General features: G+C 70.5%; 11 protein-coding genes. 6 read left to right on the plus strand and 5 right to left on the minus strand.

What is annotated here, in order from left to right; all coding sequences use genetic code 11:
* The first annotated feature begins 52 nt into the window (after positions 1-52).
* A complete protein-coding gene (locus ABD264_RS09860; protein ID WP_153245895.1) occupies positions 53-697 on the plus strand; it encodes a hypothetical protein in 645 nt (214 codons plus the stop codon).
* Positions 698-806: 109 nt separating this feature from the next.
* Here ABD264_RS09860 and ABD264_RS09865 read toward each other — a convergent pair whose 3' ends face one another.
* Positions 807-2651, minus strand: coding sequence for a cell division protein PerM (locus ABD264_RS09865; RefSeq protein ID WP_222126493.1), 1845 nt, complete (start codon positions 2649-2651; stop codon positions 807-809).
* A 116-nt stretch (positions 2652-2767) separates the two neighbouring features.
* Here ABD264_RS09865 and ABD264_RS09870 point away from each other — a divergent pair, with 116 nt between their 5' ends.
* Positions 2768-3967, plus strand: a complete 1200-nt coding sequence (locus ABD264_RS09870) for a glycosyltransferase family 4 protein (RefSeq protein WP_344205834.1) — start codon at positions 2768-2770, stop codon at positions 3965-3967.
* Between the two features lie 219 nt (positions 3968-4186).
* Positions 4187-4483, plus strand: coding sequence for a hypothetical protein (locus tag ABD264_RS09875; protein ID WP_126874927.1), 297 nt, complete (start codon positions 4187-4189; stop codon positions 4481-4483).
* A 221-nt stretch (positions 4484-4704) separates the two neighbouring features.
* On the opposite strand, the gene ABD264_RS09880 is transcribed toward ABD264_RS09875, so the two are convergent.
* From ABD264_RS09880 to ABD264_RS09895, 4 genes are all read right to left on the minus strand, one after another.
* The gene (locus ABD264_RS09880; protein WP_344205835.1) at positions 4705-6285 is read right to left on the minus strand and encodes a GMC family oxidoreductase; all 1581 of its coding nucleotides are present in this window, start codon (positions 6283-6285) and stop codon (positions 4705-4707) included.
* 176 nt (positions 6286-6461) lie between these two features.
* The gene (locus tag ABD264_RS09885; RefSeq protein ID WP_144942402.1) at positions 6462-7955 is read right to left on the minus strand and encodes an aldehyde dehydrogenase family protein; all 1494 of its coding nucleotides are present in this window, start codon (positions 7953-7955) and stop codon (positions 6462-6464) included.
* On the minus strand, positions 7952-9982 hold the full coding sequence (betT, locus tag ABD264_RS09890) for a choline BCCT transporter BetT (RefSeq protein ID WP_425554322.1): 2031 nt from the start codon (positions 9980-9982) through the stop codon (positions 7952-7954). Before betT ends, ABD264_RS09885 begins: the two co-directional genes overlap by 4 nt.
* 441 nt (positions 9983-10423) lie before the next feature.
* A complete protein-coding gene (locus ABD264_RS09895; RefSeq protein WP_344205836.1) occupies positions 10424-13549 on the minus strand; it encodes a hypothetical protein in 3126 nt (1041 codons plus the stop codon).
* A 172-nt stretch (positions 13550-13721) separates the two neighbouring features.
* Here ABD264_RS09895 and ABD264_RS09900 point away from each other — a divergent pair, with 172 nt between their 5' ends.
* The 3 genes from ABD264_RS09900 to purU all read left to right on the plus strand — a co-directional run bounded on the left by ABD264_RS09900 (position 13722) and on the right by purU (position 19525).
* On the plus strand, positions 13722-16712 hold the full coding sequence (locus ABD264_RS09900; RefSeq protein ID WP_344205838.1) for a DEAD/DEAH box helicase: 2991 nt from the start codon (positions 13722-13724) through the stop codon (positions 16710-16712).
* Positions 16713-16772: 60 nt separating this feature from the next.
* On the plus strand, positions 16773-17927 hold the full coding sequence (locus ABD264_RS09905; protein WP_144942406.1) for a VIT1/CCC1 transporter family protein: 1155 nt from the start codon (positions 16773-16775) through the stop codon (positions 17925-17927).
* Between the two features lie 725 nt (positions 17928-18652).
* Positions 18653-19525: a formyltetrahydrofolate deformylase gene (gene purU, locus ABD264_RS09910; RefSeq protein ID WP_055083448.1), complete on the plus strand. Its 873-nt coding sequence runs from the start codon at positions 18653-18655 to the stop codon at positions 19523-19525.
* Positions 19526-19688 lie beyond the last annotated feature (163 nt).

The raw sequence follows: 19688 nt of genomic DNA on the forward strand, positions 1-19688 counted from the left end.
CTGCGCCGCCGGGGGGCATGGGCTGCCCCGCGCCTCCCCTACAGTGGAGGGCATGCACGAATCCGGCCCCCGGGGCACAGCACCGCACGACCAGCGCCCGGGCGGCCCGGCCACGGGCCCCCGCCAGGACGGCTCCGGATGGGTCCGGCTCGCCACGGCGGGCGCCGGCCTCTCCGTCCTGTCATCCGCCCTCGTGATGGGCGGGATCTGGTCCACGGCCGCGGGAGTGCTCGCCGCCGTGACGGGAACCGTCCTCGCCCTCGTGGCGCTCGTGCGCTCCCGGGGCACCACCTCGCGCGGGGTCGTGACGGCCCTGGCCATCCTCGCGATCGCGTGGGGCGTGCTCAACGCCGTGGGCGGCGGCACGCGCCTGGTGGTCTGGCCCGCCAGCGAGGCGTTCCAGCAGTGCACCGAGAATACGCTGACGCTGTCCTCCACCGAGCGCTGCGAGCAGCAGCTCACCGACAACGTGTGGCACCACTTCTCGGGCACCCCGCTGCAGACGGGGTTCCCGCAGGACTCGGCGTCCCCGACCGCCGGCCCGAACGCGTCCCCCGGTGCAGACGCCAGCGCGGATCCCAGCGCGAGGACGACCTCGTCCGCCACCCCCGGATCGGACCCCACCACGGCCTCACCCTCCGCGAGCGCCTCTGCCACTCCCTCGCCCACACCGACCACGAGCCCCACGGACCGCTGAGCACTGGCTGGAGGGCCCGGGAAACGTATCCGTCCACGGATCCAGCTCGGCCACGGCGTTCTTCTCGTCCGGTTGTGGTCCGTGACGCGGGCACGGCACCCACTGAAGACTACCCGCGGTCGTCCTCGTCCAGCGCGGCGAGCCGGGCGGCCTTGCGCTTCGCGGACTTCTTCGCGGCCCTGCGCTGCCTGGCCTCTGCCCGCCGAGCCACCCGGTCCGACGTCTCCTCCGCGGGGGTCTCTCGGGTGCCGGCGCCGTTGTCCGCGCGCGTGCGCGGACGGGTACCGGAATGGACAGGGAAAGCCGCGGCGGGCCGCTCGGCCGGCCGGGTGGCGCCCACGGCGGAGGACCCACCAGCGTGTGGCGCACTATCCGTGACGGATGCGGACGGCGCGGGGGTCCGGGGAACACCTGCCCCGGGAGCCACGGACTGGGGGGAGACCCCACGGGCCGCGGTGCGTCCGCGCCGCGCTCCGGCCGCCGCATCGACGTCGTCGACGGGATCGGGATCCGCCGCGTCGTCGTCCGCCTGCCACGCGCGCGAGCGGTAGCCCTCCCGCTCGAGCCAGGGCCCCAGGACGTAGCCGAGCGCGGCGCCAACCGCGAACTCCGCGCCGAGCCACAGGAAGACCTGCCACGTCTGGGGACCCACGGTGGTCAAGCGCCCGATGCCCAGCGACCCGTTGGACAGCCACGTCAGCAGCGAGACGAGGCCAGCGCCCACGGCGGCGATGAACACGACCGTGAGCAGCGTGGAGAGCAGGAACGTGAACCACCGCAGGGGCAGCCGGATGGCCATCCAGTCGTCCAGGTGGTTCTCGCCCTCGCGGCAGAACCACCACCCCGCGAGCAGACCCGCCAGCACCGGCAGCACCAGCACGGCGGGGGCCAGACCCCAGGGGTCACCGGAAGGCAGCGCCGCGAGCGCGGGCACCTGCGGAAGCGGTCCCAGGACGCTCTCGAACGGAGAGGTGATGGTGCCGGTGCCGAGCGAGAACCCCGCGCCGGTGGCCCATGCGAGCGCCCAGAGCACCAGGTTGGGCAGGTAGCCGAACTGCAGCGCCGTGAGCGCGGTGTCCCCGGCCGCGTCCGCGCCGAGGTCCTGGTAGACGGTGACCACGCGGTCCCAGTGCCACAGCAGCGTCACGGCGAACAGCAGGGCCCCGGCGCCCACCGCGGCCACGGCGGCCAGGAAGCCCGCCCGGATCACGGCCCACACGTAGGAGCCCGCCCAGCGGGAGTACTGGCTCGTGCGCTCCAACCAGGAGGCGGCGTCGGCCCCGAGGACCGCGGCGAGCGAGCGCGAGACGCTCCAGCCGCCCACGAGCGTCCCCAGCCCCGCGGGAATGAGGGGCAGCAGCGTGGCGGGCAGCAGCTCCACCCGGACCTGGTCCGTGCGGCTGAGCAGCCCCACGAGCCCGGCGAACAGTCCGTAGCCGATCATGCCCGCGACGAACGGCACCAGGAACTGGCCGCGCCAGCACGCCCGCGCGATCCGGCGGCCGGCCACCACGGCCAGACCGAACGGGATGAGCGTGAGCCCCAGGGGCACGAGCGTGAGCGTGCCGCCGCCGTCCAGGGAGAGGCCCTGCACGGACTCGATGGTGAGGGGCGTGCAGTGCGCGAGCAGCCAGACCTGGCCAGCCAGGCGGAAGCTGCCCGCGGCCCCGAGGGTCGCGAAGCCGCCGGCCACCCACACGGCGCCGAGCAGCACTGCGCTGAGCAGCAACCCCACCACGGCCACCACGAGCAGCTCGATCACGCCCTGCAGTGCCAGGGGCATGGGCATGCCCGGGTTCTCACCACGCGGAGGTCGGGTGCGCCCGGTGGCACCCGCGGCAGTGGAGCCACTGGTGCCCGAGCCCGGGTTGCTGGAGTCCCGGTTGCTGGAGCCGCGGGTGGTGAATCGGTCGCGTACGCCCGAGATCGCGCCGGGCACAGAGGGAAGTTTCATCGGCTTCATCTTTCCACGTCCGCGGGGGCGGGGCCCGCAGCCGTGTTCGCCCGTTCTTCACCGGCGCGTCACTGCCGCGTGACCCGCCCGTGGACCGGACCCGTCACGGTGGGGGCATGAGAATCGCAGTGGTCGCCGAACAGTTCCTCCCCCACATGAACGGTGTGACCCACTCGGTGCTGCGAGTGGTGGATCACCTGCGGGCGCACGGGCACCGCGTGATGGTCGTTGCCCCGTCCTACGAGAAGGGTCTCTTTCCCGGTGCGGAGCCCGGGCTGCCCGGGGTGCACGTGGAGCGCATACCGTCCCTGCCCCTCGCCGGCTACCCGGAGGTGCGTGTGGCCGGCTGCACGGTGCACCGGATGCAGCGGGTGCTCAGCCGCTTCGCTCCGGACGTGGTGCACGTTGCCTCCCCGTTCGTCCTGGGGTGGCGCGCCATCCAGGCTGCTGCCGCCCTCGGCCTGCCGAGCGTCGCGGTCTACCAGACAGACGTGCCCGGCTACGCGGCGCGCTACGGCGCGGGAGTGCTCGAGACCGCGCTGTGGGCACACGTGCGCACGATGCACAACGCCGCCACCCTCACGCTCGCGCCGTCCACGGCGTCCCTGCGGCAGCTGCGGGGCCACGACGTGCAGCGCGTGCACCTGTGGCGCCGGGGCGTGGACACCGTGCGCTTTCGCCCCGAGCTGCGGGACCACGCGTGGCGCGAACGCGTGGGTCAGGGACGCAGGCTCGTGGGCTACGTGGGCCGGCTCGCACCGGAGAAGCAGGTGGCGGACCTGGCGGTGCTGGACTCCCTGCCGGGCACGCGGCTCGTGGTGGTGGGCTCCGGGCCTGAGAAGGACGCGCTGCGCACCGCGCTGCCCCGCGCACACTTCGAGGGCTTCCGCACCGGTGACGAGCTGGCCGCGGTGATGGCCTCCCTGGACGTGTTCGTGCACCCCGGCGAGCACGAGACGTTCTGTCAGACCATCCAGGAGGCCATGGCATCGGGCGTCCCCGTGGTGGCGGTGGGGCGCGGCGGGCCGCTGGACCTCGTGGACTCCTCACGCAACGGGTGGCTCTACCCGCCCGGGAACACGGCACGGCTGCGGGAGCTCGTGCAGGACCTGGTGGGCGACGAGGCCAAGCGCCGCGCCTTCGCCGCCACCGCGCGGGGCACGGTCCGGGACCGCACCTGGCAGGCCGTGTGCGACGAGCTGCTCGGCCACTACGAACGTGCCATGGCGACGTCGCCGCGCCCCACGACGCTGCGCACCCGACGCACCCGAACTGCACACCTGGCACGCAACGGCACCTTGGTTAAATTTTGGTGACATTCTCGGCCCGGACCTGGTTGCGGCGCAGCTCACGCGGATAGGCTCGACAACGACTTCATGAGATGTGCCTGCGCACGGGCACCACGCCCGCGCGCAACCGGAGCTCCAACTCGGCACACGCCAACCCTCGGTTCAGGGGTGGATTGGATGACGAAGCGGCCGTGTCCACACCTGTGGCCCCGGCAAGCAACCAGGAAAAACTCAGAGGCACAGAACATGAACACCGCAGCACAGACACCCCCGCAAGCTCCCGAAGCGAGCAACGAGTCCCGCGAGCAGTGGGTGGACGTCACCGTCAACGCGGACCCCGTCCGCCACGTCGTCGCCCTCACTGGATCGGACGGCACCCCCCACGAGTACTTCGCGGACGACGTCCGCGAGCTCGCCCTGGCCACCCAGCACACCAAGGGCCGCGGCCAGTGGTGCGCCAAGTACCGCAGGCTCCTGGTCCCGGGTGCGTCCCGCGTGACCGGTGGCGCCTCCTTCTACAAGCTGGAGCCCATGCCGGCCTGAGCCGCGGCTGCGCGCCCAGCACAGAGGGCGGGCCCGGCGCGTGAACCACGTGCGGGGCCCGCCCCTTCTCATGTACCTGTGCTCATCAGAGTCGGTGCCGCGAAGATCTGGTGCCCCATGGAGCCGGCACTCCCCGGGCCCCCCTCCCACAAGGAGAGGCGCACCCGTGCCGGAAGCCGGCAGAGACGCCCGCAGCGGGTCGCGTCGGGCCCTGGCCCCGACTACTCGCCGGCGCGCTCCTCGCGGATCAGCTCCGCGGCGCGCTCGCCGATCATGTAGACGGTGATGTTCGGGTTCACCGTGACGAGCTCCGGCATCACCGAGGCGTCCGCGACCCGCAACCCGCTGACGCCCTTGACCCGCAGCTGCGGATCCAGGGGCGAGTCCGCGTCCGTGGCCGGGCCCATGCGGCACGAGCCCGCCGGGTGGTACACGGTGTTGTGGGTGCGGCGGATGTAGTCCGCGATCTCCTCGTCGCTCTGGACATCCTCTCCGGGGAACAGCTCCCGGCCGGCCCACTGCGAGAGCCCGCTCTGGGAGACGATCTCGCGGGCCCGGCGGATGCCCGCCGTCATGATCCGCATGTCGTAGCCCTCGGGGTCCGTGAAGTAGCGCGGGTCCACGCGGGGCTTGTCCCGGAAGTCACGCGTGCGCAGCCGCACGGTGCCGCGGGAGCGGGCGTGCGTGACGTTCGGGGTGAGGCAGAACGCGTTGTCCGCCGTGGGGTAGCCCTGCCGGTAGGTGTGCATGTCGAAGTTCACGCTGCCGTAGTGCATCATCAGGTCCGGGCGGTCCAGGCCCCCGTCCACCTGGTCGAAGATCCCGATCTCCCACCACTGGGTGGAGTCTTCCACCATGGGCTTCTTCGCCTCCCACTGGATGACCGCCTCCGGGTGGTCCTGCAGGTGCGAGCCCACGCCCGGAGAGTCCACGAGCACGTCCACGCCCACCTCGGACAGGTGCTCGGCGGGGCCGATGCCCGAGAGCATCAGCAGCTTGGGGGTGTCGATCGCACCCGCCGAGACGACCACCTCGCGCCGGGCGGAGATCCTGTGAGCCTTGCCGAACGCGTTGTCCGTGACCTCCACACCGGTGGCGCGGCGGTTCTCGTCGAAGAGCACGCGCTTGACCTGCGTGCCGGTGAGGATCGTGAGATTCTCCCGGTCTTGCGCGGGGTGCAGGTAGCTGACGGAGGAGGACGAGCGGGTGCCGTCCTCCCGCGCGCTGATCTGGAAGAAGCTCGCACCCTGCGTCACGGTCTTGCCGGTGTTGAAGTCCGCGCGCGGGATCCCGGCCTGCTCGGCCGCGTCCAGTAGAGCGACGCCGCACGGGTCCACCGCGGGCACGTTGCGCAGCCGCACGGGCCCGTCGTGGCCGTGGTGAGCGCCCGGGTCCTCGTTGTTCTCGAGCTTCTGGTAGAGCCGGAACGCCATCTCCGAGTTCCAGTCCTCCAGCCCGTAGACGGACTCCCACTCGTCCAGGTCCTCCGACGGCGCCCAGAAGGCGATGCACGAGTTGTGGGACGAGCAACCGCCCAGCACCTTCGCGCGGGCCATGCGCATGAAGGAGTTGCCGTTCTCCTGTTCCTCGAGCGGGTAGTCCCAGTCGTGGCCGGACTCCAGCAGCTCCATCCAGCGGTTGAGCTGCAGGATCTCCGGGTAGCCGGAGTCGTGGTCCCCGGCCTCGAGCAGTGCCACGGTGACGTCCGGGTCCTCGCTCAGCCGAGCGGCGACCACCGCTCCCGCGGATCCTGCGCCCACGACCACGTAGTCGTACTCGGCGATGGGGTTCTTCTCACTCATGTGTTCTCCGTTCGGTGGGTGCCCGACGCCGTGGGCGCTCCCGCGCGGCGGCGGTGCGCACGCGGCGTCGTCGGCGGTGACTCGTGTCCCCGCCGCGCCGGGCCGGAACCCGGCGCGGCGGGGAGGAGCTCAATGGTGCTGAGCTCCGTGTGACGAACCTCGGGGGAGCGCGGCGCTCAGTGCTGTGGGAACCACCCGGTCACCGCGGGGCGGATGTTCTGGTAGACGTGCTTGGTCTCCTGGTACTCTCCCAGCCCGTCGTGGCCGAGCTCGCGGCCCACGCCGGACTGCTTCATGCCGCCCCACTCCGCCTGCGGCAGGTAGGGGTGGAAGTCGTTGATCCACACGGTGCCGTGGCGCAGCCTCCCGGCCACACGCTGGGACTTGCCCGCGTCCTGGGTCCACACTGCACCGGCGAGGCCGTAGTGGGTGTCGTTGGCGATCGCCACGGCCTCCTCCTCGGTGCGGAAGGTCTCCACGGTCACGGTGGGGCCAAAGGCCTCATCGTGCACGCAGTCCATGTCCGGGGTGCAGTTGTCGATCACCGTGGGCAGGTAGAAGAAGCCGTCTTCCAGCTGCAGGGAGCCGTCCGCGGAGGGGCCCTCCGCGAACCGGCCACCGCAGCGGATCCGGGCGCCCTGCTCACGAGCGTGCTCCACGTAGGCGTGCACCTTCTCGCGGTGGGCCTCGGAGATCAGGGCACCGGTCTCGGCCTTCTCATCGAACGGCCCGCCCAGCAGGATGGCCTCCGCGCGCGCAGCGAGGTCGCCCACGAACTGTTCGGCGATGGACTCCTCGACCACCAGGCGTGCGCCGGCGGAGCAGACCTGCCCGGAGTGCACGAAGGCGGCGTTGAGAGCGTTGTCAAGCGCAGCGTCGTAGTCGGCGTCCGCGAAGACCACGTTCGGGTTCTTCCCGCCCAGCTCCAGCGCCACCTTCTTCACGGTCGCGGCGGCCTCTCGGGCGATCACCCTGCCCGTGACGAGTCCGCCCGTGAAGGAGACGAGGTCCACGCGCGAGTCCGAGGACAGCGGCGCCCCGGCCTGGGCGCCCGCGCCGAGCACCAGGTTGGCCACGCCCGCGGGCAGCTCGAGCTCCTCGAGCACCTGCATCATGAGGATGGCCGTGTGCGGGGTGAGCTCGGCGGGCTTGAGGACGAACGTGTTGCCTGCGGCCAGAGCCGGGGCGATCTTCCACGCGGCCTGCAGCAGCGGGTAGTTCCAGGGGGTGATCAGCCCGCACACGCCCACAGGCTCGTGCACCACGCGGCTGACGACGTCCGGGTTCCCGGCGTCGACGACGCGCCCGGCGTCGTCGGCCGCGATCTTGCCGAAGTACTCGAAGCAGTCCGCAATGTCGGACATGTCCTGGCGGGACTCCTCGATGCGCTTGCCGGTGTCGAGGGACTCCGCGCGGGCGAACTCCTCGGCGCGCTCGCGCAGCCGGGCGGCCACGCGCAGCACAAAGCTGCCGCGCTCCCCCGCAGGCACGTCCGACCAGCGGCCGTCGTCGAACGCCCCACGGGCGGCGGCAATCGCGCGCTCGGTGTCCTCGGCAGTGGCCTCGGCGACGACGGCCACCTCAGTGCCGTCCGCCGGGCAGTGGATGGTGCGGGTGCCGCCCTGCAGGGCGGGGACCCACTGGCCGTCGATGTACAGGGTGCTGCTCATGCGTCGTCCTCCTTGGTCGGTGTGACCTCCAGCTCGGACGTCGGGAGTCCGATCTGGGTGCTTCCGGGGTGGTCGTGGTTGAGTCGGATGAATTCGAGATGGCGCTCGTAGCAGTCCAGGGCGTCGTTGATGAGCTGCTCGGACGTGTACCCCAGGACGTCGTAGCCCAGGGAACCCGTGGCCGTGAAGACCTCCAGGCGGTAGTACTGGTCAGAGTCCGGGTTGGTGCGGAAGCCACCGAAACCCGGGGTGGGGAAGGCCACCGGATGCACCCGGTAGACGAAGTCCCGTTCCGGTGCCAGGTCCACGTGCAGGCACACCTGCTCCACGGCCGGGTGGCCCTCGGCGGGCTTCGCCTGCACCGTGACGCCCACTCCGGTCTCGCGGATCTCGTCCGCAAACGTGGTCAGTGCGGGTACGACAACGTCGCGCGCGTAGCGCTGGGCTGCGCGGGCACCCGGGTAGCTGCCCAGCCGGGAGAGCCGGGAGCGCCAGTGGGTGTCCCGCCCGGTGCGACCCGCCACGGCAGAACGGCTGGCCACCGCGCCCGAGGCCGCGGAGCTGACCTCCACGCGCAGCGAACGCCACAGCCCCACCATGATGAGGTACATGACCACCGAGAACGGCAGGCCCATGATGAGGGTTGCGTTCTGCAGGGTGCTCACGCCGCCCACCAGCAGCATGGCCAGTGTCAGCACGCCGGTGCTCACGGCCCAGAACACGCGCAGCCACTTGGGACCGTCCTGGTTGGGGTCCTCGATCCGGGACGTGAAGTTGCTCATGACCAGGGCCCCGGAGTCCGCGGACGTCACGTAGAACAGCAGACCGGTGAATGTGGCGATCGAGGCCGCCACGGTGGCGCCGGGGTACTGCTCGAGCAGCGAGTAGAAGGCCCGCTCGGGGGTGTTCATGGCCACCTCACCGAAGGCCCTGTTGCCGCCCACCACGAGGTCCAGGGCGGAGTTCCCGAAGATCGAGATCCACAGCAGGATGAACGCGAACGGAACTGTCATGGTGCCCAGCAAGAACTGGCGCAGGGTGCGCCCGCGGGAGATCCGGGCAAGGAAGAGCCCCACGAACGGCGCCCAGGCGATCCACCAGGCCCAGAAGAACAGCGTCCAGGCGCTCATCCACTCCTGCGGCGCCTCGAATGCAAACGTGTTCAGCGTCATCCCGGGGAACTGGGAGATGAAGTCCCCGATGTTCATCACGATCGAGTCCAGCAGGAACGCGGTGCGCCCGGTGACCAGGACGTAGAGCATGAGCCCAATGGCCAGCACAATGTTCAGCTCGGAGAGCCGTCTGATGCCCTTGTCCACGCCGGAGACGCACGAGACCACGGCCATGCCCACGCCCAGCGCGATCAGCGCGGACTGCACGGCGAGGTTCTCGGGCACGCCGAACAGGGACTTGAGCCCGTAGTTGAGCTGCACCACGCCGATGCCCAGGGACGTGGCCACACCGAAGACCGTGCCCAGCAGGGCGGCGGTGTCCACCGCGTCCCCCGCGACCCCGTGGATCCGCTTGCCCAGCAGGGGGTAGAGCGCAGAGCGGATGCTCAGGGGCATCCCGAAACGGTAGGCGAAGTAGCCGAAGGCCATCCCCATGAGCGCATACATGGCCCACCCGGTGATCCCGTAGTGGAACAGCGTCCACACGACCGCCTGGCGCGCGGCCTCGAGGCTCTCCCCCTCGCCCGTGGGCGGCGCCAGGTACTGGCTGACCGGTTCGGAGACGGAGAAGAACATCAGGTCCACGCCGATGCCCGCGGCGAAGAGCATCGCCGTCCAGGTGAACATGTTGAACTCGGGCCGCGCGTGGTCCGGCCCCATGCGCACGGTGCCCCCGCGGCTTGCGGCCACCATGATCACGAAGACAATCACGAGGGTGGCGGTGAGGATGTAGAACCAGCCGAGGCGCGAACCCACCCACGCGACCACCCCGCCGATCACGGTCTCCGCGTGCTCCGGAGCCATGATGGCCCACACGGACAGCGCCACGATGGCTGTTCCAGCCGCGATCAGCACCCGCCAGTTGATCGGAAGCCGCGGCTCGGCATCGGCCGATGCGGACTGCCCCGGTTGCGCGGGTCGATCTGGCTGCGGGGGCCGATCTGGCCGCGCTCGTCGATCCGGCTTCACCGTGGTGTGGGCGCGGCTCACGGAGGATCCGGCAGGCTGCGGAGGTGTGGTCGAGGATTCACTCATGGAAGGGTCCACATGTCTGGGCCGGACGCGGGCGACCCGGGGTCGAGACGTCGTGTTACCGCACGGTAGTCCGCTGCGGCCCTCCCACTGTAGGGCAGTCGCACGCGAACGGCACATCGCGCGCTGGAGCTCCGGACCCGCCGAGCGGGCGGCACGCGGAGGCTGCACGGTGCCGCTCGGGGGACGGCACAGGAGCCACCCGGTGCCGTTCGGGGCCGCTGCGGGTCCCCGAACGGCACGGACGAGACGGCACCGGACGGTTCACCCCAGCAGCTTGGCCACCAGCGTGTGGGCGAACTCCGGGGAGATGTCCCCGTAGTTCAGGGAGAAGTCCTCGTCCACGAGCGTGGGCAGCAGCCCCGAGCACAGCACCGCGGCCCGCCCGTAGAGCCCCGGCAGCGCGGCTCCGATGGGCACTGAGAGCAGCCGCAGCTCGGGGTCGTAGCTCACGAGCGCCACTCCGGTCTCGCGTGCCACCACGTGCTTGCCGAGGTTCGAGGACACGGACCGGGCGTGGCCGGAAGCGACATCCTCGGCGGTGCGGTACGCGTAGCGCGTCTTGTGGTGGTGGTTGATCCGGTACAGCCCCGGCTGGTTGCGGTCCTCGGTGTGCTCCCATGTGGCGTCCTGCGGCACGAACCTCTCCGCCACGCCGTTGTACTGCATCTCCCGCAACGGCAGCTGCGCGATCACGGAGGAGAGCGGGGGCAGGGTCTCGAGCATCACGGGCCCGGCATCGAAGACCACGTCGCACATGCCGCTGGGCAGTGCCCGGCTCAGGACATCGAGGTCCACGTCCTGGAGCATCGTGGTGGCGTGATCCTCCGGGGAGAGCACGACGACGTCCCCGCCCTGTGCCGCCACAGCCGCGGTGACGGCGTCCTCCTGCTCCGTCTTCCACCCGCCCGTGAGCAGCACGGAGCCGTCCACGAGCTGAGTGAGCGCGGGCGAGCACACCTGCCAGCGGCGGGCCGTCCAGTTCTCGTCCCGGATCACCTCCAGGAACCCGAGGGCCTGCAGATGGCCCACGAACCACTCTTCGAAGCGCTCGGAGTCCTCCAGCTGGCGCGCCACGATGGACAGGCTCGAGCGCTTGCCGCCGCCCAGGAACGTGAGGGCGTCCTTCAGCGGCGCCCACGAGCCGGGGTACTCACCCTCGTCCGGGCCGATGAACTGCAGCGCCTCCACGGAACCGGTCTGGCCCACCGCGGAGAGCTTCGTCAGCCGCCCGGGGTAGCGCTTGGTCAGACCGCAGAACTTGCAGCGCCCGAAGACCCACGCGGCCTTCGCCTTCGGATCCATCGGGGGAAGGACCACCTTGTGCTTGCCGGTAACCATGCAGGAGACGTCCGGCGCGGCGGGCAGCTCGTTGCTGCGCTCCGGGAACATCTGGCCCTCGGCGGACTCCCAGCCCGGGACCTCGGGCACCTCGGCGGTCGCGGCGTCGTCGTTCTGCTCCCAGGGGTTCATGTTGTCGAAGGAGCCCTGGACGTACTCGTCCGGGAGCTCGTCCCGGGTGACGGCGGTGACGGGCCACAGTGGCTCCTGCGCCACGTGCACCATCTCGCCCTCGTAGCCCAGCGAGCGCTGCGTGATGTAGTACGAGCTGTCCCTCACGCGGAACTCGAGGCGCTGCTTGACGGTGCGCCCGGCACGCAGCACGAGCGTGTAGTCGTTGGGCTTCAGGCGCCCGTCCGGCAGCGCGAGCTCGGTGCGTCCCAGGCTCACCTGGAAGGGGGGCACGCGCGACGGGGTCAGCTTGGTGCTCACGAGCTTGAACGAGTGCGGGTTGCGCCACTCGCACTCGACCGACAGGGGGTCGTCACTGTCGGAGGTCACGGTCAGCTGCGGTGGGCGCAGTGCCGAGAAACGGTCCACGTCACCGGGGATCCGCAGGCCGCCGGAGAGCGTCATGGCAGGCACCAGTCGCGGGACGAGCGCCGAGAAGTTGTCGTTCACTGTCAGGGCGGGGTCCCCGGCACGCAGCACCTGGACGTCGTCGAACAGCACCCAGCCCTCCGCCACGCCATTCTCGCCCGGGCCCACCACGCGGTAGTCCGGCGACGCGGAGTCGTCCAGGATCGCGCGGATCTGCTCCACCCATTCCGGCTCATTGCGCACCATGATCCGGCACGGCCACGCGGCGGGCACGTGGTCCACGGACAGGAAGGTGTCCGAGTAGGCGTCCTTGGCGAAGACGACGACGGGGCGTGGGTTGCGCGTGAGCGTCAGCTCCCCCGCCGTGACGGTGAGCTGCCCGGAGAGCAGCGTGTCGCTGGTCATGCGGGCGCTGTACGCGGAGATGCCGAGGAAGGCGTCTCCGATGTAGGACAGGAACATCGTGCGCGGCCCGGCGGTGGTCGCGAGGTCAACCTCGCGCCCCGGGACGAGCCGCTTGGGCACCACGAAGCCCAGCTCGTACACGGGGTTGCCCACGTAGTCCGTACCGTCCGAGAGGGACAGCTCCGGGCTGCGCGTGCCGAGGTGGCGCGTGCCGCGGGTGGCCGCCGCGGCGTCGTCGTCCGGAGCAGACTCCCACGCGGCCAGCTGGGCCAGCGCCACCTGCAGGGCGGGATCGCGCGTGAGCGGGTTGGACCAGATGCTGCGCATGCTCCTGGACACGTCCGTGTCCGCGATGTCGAGCCAGAAGTCGATGTAGATGCCCAGCTCACCCGCGCTGAGGCCCTGCGCCGTGGTCAGCTCGAGGTCCTCGAAGACCTGGTGCAGCTGGCGCAGCTCCGAGGGCCCGAACAGCGTCTGGGAGAGCGCGAGACCCACCGGGCGGTGGTTGACGGCGTACGCCGAGGGCAGGCCCAGCTGGCCGTCGAAGGCCTCGAGCCAGTAGCGCAGCGCGTCCCAGTAGGTCTCGGAGTCCTTGCGCACGGACGCCTCGAGCGCCTTGACGTTGTCCTGCCCGGCCTGCAGCAGCACCGCGAGCGGGAGGTAGAAGCTGGACACGGACTTCTTGCCCGTGCGGGCCGCGAGCGCGGACATGTGCCGGCCCGCCAGTGAGAGCAGTGCGAGCAGCGCCACGATGGGCGGAGGGCCGATCTTCGTGAGGTCCTCGAGCTGGCGCCGGGACATCCGGTACCAGACCTCGGTGAGCTTGTTGAAGGCGTCGAACACGGAGCGGCGGGAGCCGTCCGTGACGAGCAGGGGCGTCACGGAGTCTGCGAGCGCACGCAGGGTCGAGGGGCCGTCCAGCCCGAACTCCGAGCCGATCTGCTCGAGCATCTTCTCGTCCAGGTCCAGCTGGACGAGGTCCCCCGCGCGCCTGGGGCCGAAGAACGCGCGCGCCACGGCGTCGTTCCAGCGCAGGTACTCGACCTCCTGGGGTCCGGATGCAATTGCGTGGTCCCCAGTGTGGAAACCGGCAGCGTCAGCCACAAATCCTCCGTCTGCGCCGTACGGCGCTCGGTCATCGTCACAGTCGTCCCAATTATAGGTTCCTGGCGGCCACGCGCTCACGGCCCGCCCGCCCGTCCCCGGAAGGGCCGATGCCGCGGGCGCGCGCCGTGCGTGCCCGCCCGGCGTCGGGCCGGACGGTACGGTAGACGCCATGGTTGGTGCTGCGCAGTTCCCGGACGCCCCTCTCCCCGGTGCGGATCCGGACTGGCGCAGCGAGCTGTCCCTCATCGTGCCCCGCTCCGGCGGGGGCAGGGTCGTCGCGGACCCGGACTCCGGTCCCGCCGCGGCGCTCGAGCTCGACCTCGTCCGCGTGCAGAACCGGGCCCCGAAGGCGTGGCAGAAATCACCCGGGGAGATCCCTCTGACTCTCTCCGCGAGGCCCGTGGTGCGGGGACGCCGCGGCTGGGTGCGCTCCGGGATCGACTGGTCGAACCTGGGCTCCAACGCCCGTTCCGGCGTGCTCGACGACGACCAGCTGGACTGGTTCGAGGAGCTGAGGACGCTCGCTGAGTCCCACCGCGGCAGCTACGCCGCGGACCGCTACCAGCTGCGCCTGGAGCGCTACACCTCGCCCCTGCTGTGGCCGCTGCTCGCGCGCGCCGAGGCCCTCGGCATCCCGCTGGTCTCCCGGGGCACGGGTGCCCCCGTGGTCCTGGACCCCGCGGGCCGCTTCGAGGTCCGCGTGGACCCGGGCGAGAACGGGGAGCTGCGCCTGCACCCGCAGGTCGTGGTGGGCGAGAAGGAGATCCCCCTGCGCTGGACGCGGATCATCGGCCACCCCGGCCACGGCCTCTTCTACCCGCAGGCGACCCCCGAGGCCCTCGATGCCGCGGAGGACCTCAACCAGTTCCCGTTGCACCTCGTGGCGCTCGGCACGCGCCTGAACCAGCAGCAGCGCTCGTTCCTGGACCGCGCCGAGACGTTGACGGTGCCGCAGGAAGGAGTGGAGGAGTTCTTCGAGAGCTACTTCCCGCGCCTGCACCAGAGCATGCACGTGACCGCCGGGGAGGAGTCCCTGGTGCTGCCGCAGGTCGCGGATCCCGAGTTCGTACTCACCCTCCACCACGACGACCTCACCGAGCGTGTCGAGTGGGAGTGGGAGTACCAGAAGGGCCGCGAACGGGTGCGGCTGCCGTTCAGGCCCCTGGACCCGCTGGGGGACGAGGCCGTGGCGCGGGAGTCCGGCTGGGAGTCCTCCATGGTCCAGGCGGTGCACCGCAGGATCCCGGACCTCGACTTCCGGCGTGGCTCCTACGCCGCCGAGGACGCACTCACGCTGCTGCGCACCTGGCTCCCCCAGTTGCGCAGGATCCCGGACCTGCGCATCGAAGAGACCGGCGGGCGCCCCGCCTACGAGGAGGTCAACGAGCCCACGCAGATCACGGTCTCCACGGCGCCCACCGAGCACCACGACTGGTTCGGGCTGGGAGTGACCGTCCGCGTGGGCGAGCACTACCTGCCGTTCTCCGAGATCTTCCAGGCCCTGGACCGCGGCCAGGACGTCATGCTGCTGCCGGACGGCTCCTACTTCTCCCTGGACCGTCCTGAGTTCATCCGATTGCGGGAGCTGATCGCCGAGGCCCGGACCCTGCAGGAGGACAAGGGTGGACCCCTGAGCCTTAACCGGTACCAGAGCAGCCTGTGGGAGCAGTTCGAGGAGCTGGCCACGGACACCGAGCAGGCCGAGCAGTGGCGCACCGGCGTGCGCGCCCTCGCGCACCTTGACGAGATCCCCTCTCCGCCGGTGCCCCCGCAGCTGCAGGCCACGCTGCGCCCGTACCAGTACGAGGGGTTCCGCTGGCTGAGCTTCCTGTGGGACCACGACCTCGGCGGGATCCTCGCGGACGACATGGGCCTCGGCAAGACCGTGCAGACCATCGCGGCCGTCCTGCGCGCCGTGGAGCGGGACCCGGACCTCCCGCCGTACCTGGTGGTCGCCCCCACCTCCGTGGTGGCCAACTGGTCCGCAGAGCTGCGCCGCTTCGCCCCCTCCCTGAGCACCACGGTGCTCACGAGCACCAAGGACTCGGTGACCGACGCCGCGGCGCACTCCCACGTGGTGCTCACCTCCTACGCGCTGCTGCGCCTGGACGCCGAGGCCTACCAGGACGTGGACTGGGCCGGAGTGGTCATGGACGAGGCCCAGTTCGTGAAAAATCCGCGGACCAAGGCCTACCGCGCGGTCAAGAGCCTGCGAGCCCGCACCCGCCTCGCCATCACGGGCACCCCCATGGAGAACAGCCTGTCCGAGCTGTGGTCCCTCCTCTCCCTCACCGCTGCGGGCCTGTTCCCCTCGCGCAAGCAGTTCACGGAGCACTACCAGCGGCCCATCGAGCGCGCCATGGACTCAGACGCCCTGGCCAGGCTGCGGGCCCGGCTGCGCCCGTTCATGCTGCGGCGCACCAAGGCGGACGTGGACCTGCAGCTGCCCCCCAAGCTCGAGCACGTGCTGCCGGTGGGTCTGAACCCGGAGCACCGTGCCGCCTACGACCGCAGGCTGCAGCGCGAGCGCGCCAAGATCCTGGGGCTGCTGCGGGACTTCGACCGCAACAGGTTCACCATCTTCCAGTCGCTCACCACGCTGCGGATGCTCGCGCTGGACCCAGCGCTCGTGGACCCCGAGTCCACCGCGGCGTCCTCCAAGCTGGACGTGCTCTTCGAGCAGCTTCCGCAGCTCGTCCAGGAAGGCCACCGGCCACTCGTGTTCAGCCAGTTCACCAGCTTCCTGAAGATCGTCGCGGACCGTCTGGACGAGGCCGGGATCGCATACGCCTACCTGGACGGCAGCACCCGGGACCGTGCGGGCGCCCTCGAGACGTTCCGCAGCGGCCGCGCCCCCGTGTTCCTCGTGAGCCTCAAGGCCGGCGGCTTCGGCATCAACCTCACCGAGGCGGACTACTGCTACCTCCTGGACCCGTGGTGGAACCCCGCCGCGGAGAACCAGGCGGTGGACCGCACCCACCGGATCGGGCAGACCAAGAAGGTCATGGTCTACCGGATGGTCGCGGAGAACACGATCGAGGAGAAGGTCATGGAGCTGAAGACCCGCAAGGCAGACCTCTTCAGCGCCGTGCTCGACGACGAGCGCGTGTTCTCCGCAACCCTGAACGCGGACGACATCCGCTCGCTCGTCGGAGTCTGAGCCGGCAAGTTCGGGCTCCCGAAAGCACCTCCCGCGGCCCCGCGCATAGGATCCCCAGTCATGCCACGAACCACCACGCCGTCGTCCACGCCGCCCGAGACCCACGAGCCGACTCCCACCCAGATCCGCCGCTGGCGCCACTACCTCGCGGACGAGCTCGCGGAGGCCGCCACCTACGAGCACCTGGCCCGCCACAGCTCCGGGCGCCACGCTGAGATCCTGCACAGCGTGGCGGAGGGCGAGGGCCGCCACGCGGAGCACTGGCGCCGACTGCTCGGACCCCACGCGGAGAAGACCGTGCGCCCGGCACTGCAGGCGCAGCTGCTGATGTTCCTGGCCAAGCACGTGGGCTCCGTCTTCGTGCTCGCCCTGCTGCAGCGCGCCGAGTCCCGTTCCCCGTACCGGGAGGACCCGGACGCCACCGACGCCATGGCGGCGGACGAGGCCGTGCACGAGGAGATCATCCGGGCACTCGCCACGGACGGCCGCACCCGGCTGTCCGGGAACTTCCGCGCGGCGGTGTTCGGCGCGAACGACGGCCTGGTCTCGAACCTCGCGCTCGTGATGGGCGTGGGCGCCACGGGCACGTCGAGCTCCATGGTGCTCTTCTCCGGGGTGGCCGGCCTGCTCGCCGGCGCGCTGTCCATGGGCGCGGGCGAGTTCGTGTCCGTGCGCTCCCAGCGCGAGCTCCTGGACGCCTCGCAGCCCACGCAGGTCACGCTGGAGGTGGCACCCTCCCTGGACCTCGATGCGAACGAGCTCACCCTGATCTACCGGGCCCGTGGCATGAGCGAGGAGGCCGCCGAGCACCGCGCGGCAGAGCGTCTCGGCTACCACGACTGCGACTGCGACCCCTCGCTGTCCTTCCAGGACGAGCGGGCGCGGCTCGCGCTGGCCACGGACGAGGACGCCCCGGCCGCGGGGGAGAACCAGGCCCTCGGCACGGACCTGGGTGCGGCGGCCTCCAGCTTCTGCTTCTTCGCCTCCGGCGCCATCATCCCGATCCTCCCGTACCTGTTCGGCCTGGGCGGCTGGGTGGCGATGGCCGTGGGCATGGCACTCGTGGGCCTGGCGCTGCTGGTGACCGGCGGATTCGTGGGCCTGCTCTCCGGCGCCTCTCCGCTTAAGCGGGGACTGCGGCAACTCGGGATCGGCTACGGCGCGGCAGTGGCCACCTACCTGCTGGGGCTGGCGTTCAACACGGGGACCGCCTGAGACAGTCTCGCCGCTTCGCGCGGGCCACCACCTCCCGCTTGTCCCCTCTAGTGGCCACATTTTTATCAGTTATCCAGGACATAGGCCAGTCTTCGCCTTCGCTAATCATATCCGGCCGAAAAGATCTGATCGTTTGCCCTAGTCAGAGGCCTATTGAGTCGGAAAATGGTCGCCGCGAGCCCCCTCCGCAATATCACACTGCGAGTCGGCAGAAAGTGTATGCAAAATCACAAGCTCCGAGTAATCTGAGAAATTCGGATATTCTGAGGGCGTGGTTCTACGAACCACCGCAACGGGAGACTTCGCACAGGGAAATCGCCACACCTGCACTGGGGGGTGCACTGTGGCAGATGCTGTGCGTCGGTAGCCGCTCAGCCCACGGCTTGATCCCGTTGAGGCGTTATCGCCTGCCGGTGGCCGCTGGTTCTCTGACAGAGGCGCACCTCTCCCCGCGCCGGACGGGCTCCTACCGTCCGCTCTCGCGGCCACCGGTCGACAACGCCCCCGCGGCTCCCCGAAGGGCCGGTGTCTTGGGGCCCACAAGCATCCCGAGACACGTCATCATCCCCCGACGGGCAGAGCACCGAATCGGGCGCGTCCCGGAATGGGCAGCCGCCCGGGACGCGCGAGGCCCGGGGGACGATAGGATCAGCTGCGGCCGCGCCACCGGACGAGTGGTCTGACGAGCCGCACCGTGACCCACCCTGACCCAGGAGCATCCCCTCATGTCTGCCCAGACGGCCGCGCCCGACGAGCACATCCTGACCGCCCACTGCCCCGAGGCGTACGGCCTTGTCAGCGCCGTGGCCTCCAACCTCACCGGCCAGGGATGCGACATCTTCGACGTCAAGCACTTCTCCGACCGCCACAACAACGAGTTCTTCATCCGCTGCCACACGATCAGCGAGCCCGGGACAGTGACCACGGAGTCGCTCATCGAGGGCTTCCGCCCCGTAGCGGAGAAGCACCGGATGGACTTCCGATTGGTGGATGCGCGCAAGAAGACCAGGGTCCTCGTGATGGTCTCCAAGATCTCGCACTGCCTCGTGGACCTGCTGCACCGCGCCCACGTGGGCTCCCTGCCCGTGGAGATCGTAGCGGTGGTGTCCAACCACACGGACCTGCGCCCGCTCGTGGACCTCTACGAGGTGCCGTTCCACCACGTTCCCGTCACCCGGGACACCAAGCCCCGGGCGGAGACCCAGCTGCTCGAGTTCGTGGACGCCTACGACGCCGAGCTGGTGGTCCTCGCCCGCTACATGCAGATCCTCTCGGACGAGCTCACCCAGCAGCTCACCGGGCGTTGCATCAACATCCACCACTCGTTCCTGCCCTCGTTCAAGGGTGCCAAGCCCTATCACCAGGCGTACGAGCGCGGCGTGAAGATGGTGGGGGCCACCGCCCACTACGTCACCCCGGACCTCGACGAGGGCCCCATCATCGCCCAGCGTGTGATCCCCGTGGACCACGCCCACGCCCCGGAAGACCTTGTGGCGGTGGGCTCCGAGGCGGAGACCCAGGCCCTGTCCCGCGCAGTGAAGTGGCACACCGAAGGCCGCGTGGTGGTCTCCGGCAACCGCACCATCGTGCTCGCCTGAGCCGTTCCACAGACGAACGACGCCGCTCCCCACCGAGGGGCAGTTTCTAGTGGTCCTCGCAACGCCCTGAATTTTTGGGGAGTTGCGAGGACCATGGCGTCTCATGAGGTGAAGGACGCGTTCTTCCAGGCACTGGAGCATCTGGAGGGCAGCATCACTGCTG

The sequence above is a fragment of the Kocuria salsicia genome, from assembly GCF_039532055.1.
Lineage (GTDB): Bacteria > Actinomycetota > Actinomycetes > Actinomycetales > Micrococcaceae > Kocuria > Kocuria salsicia.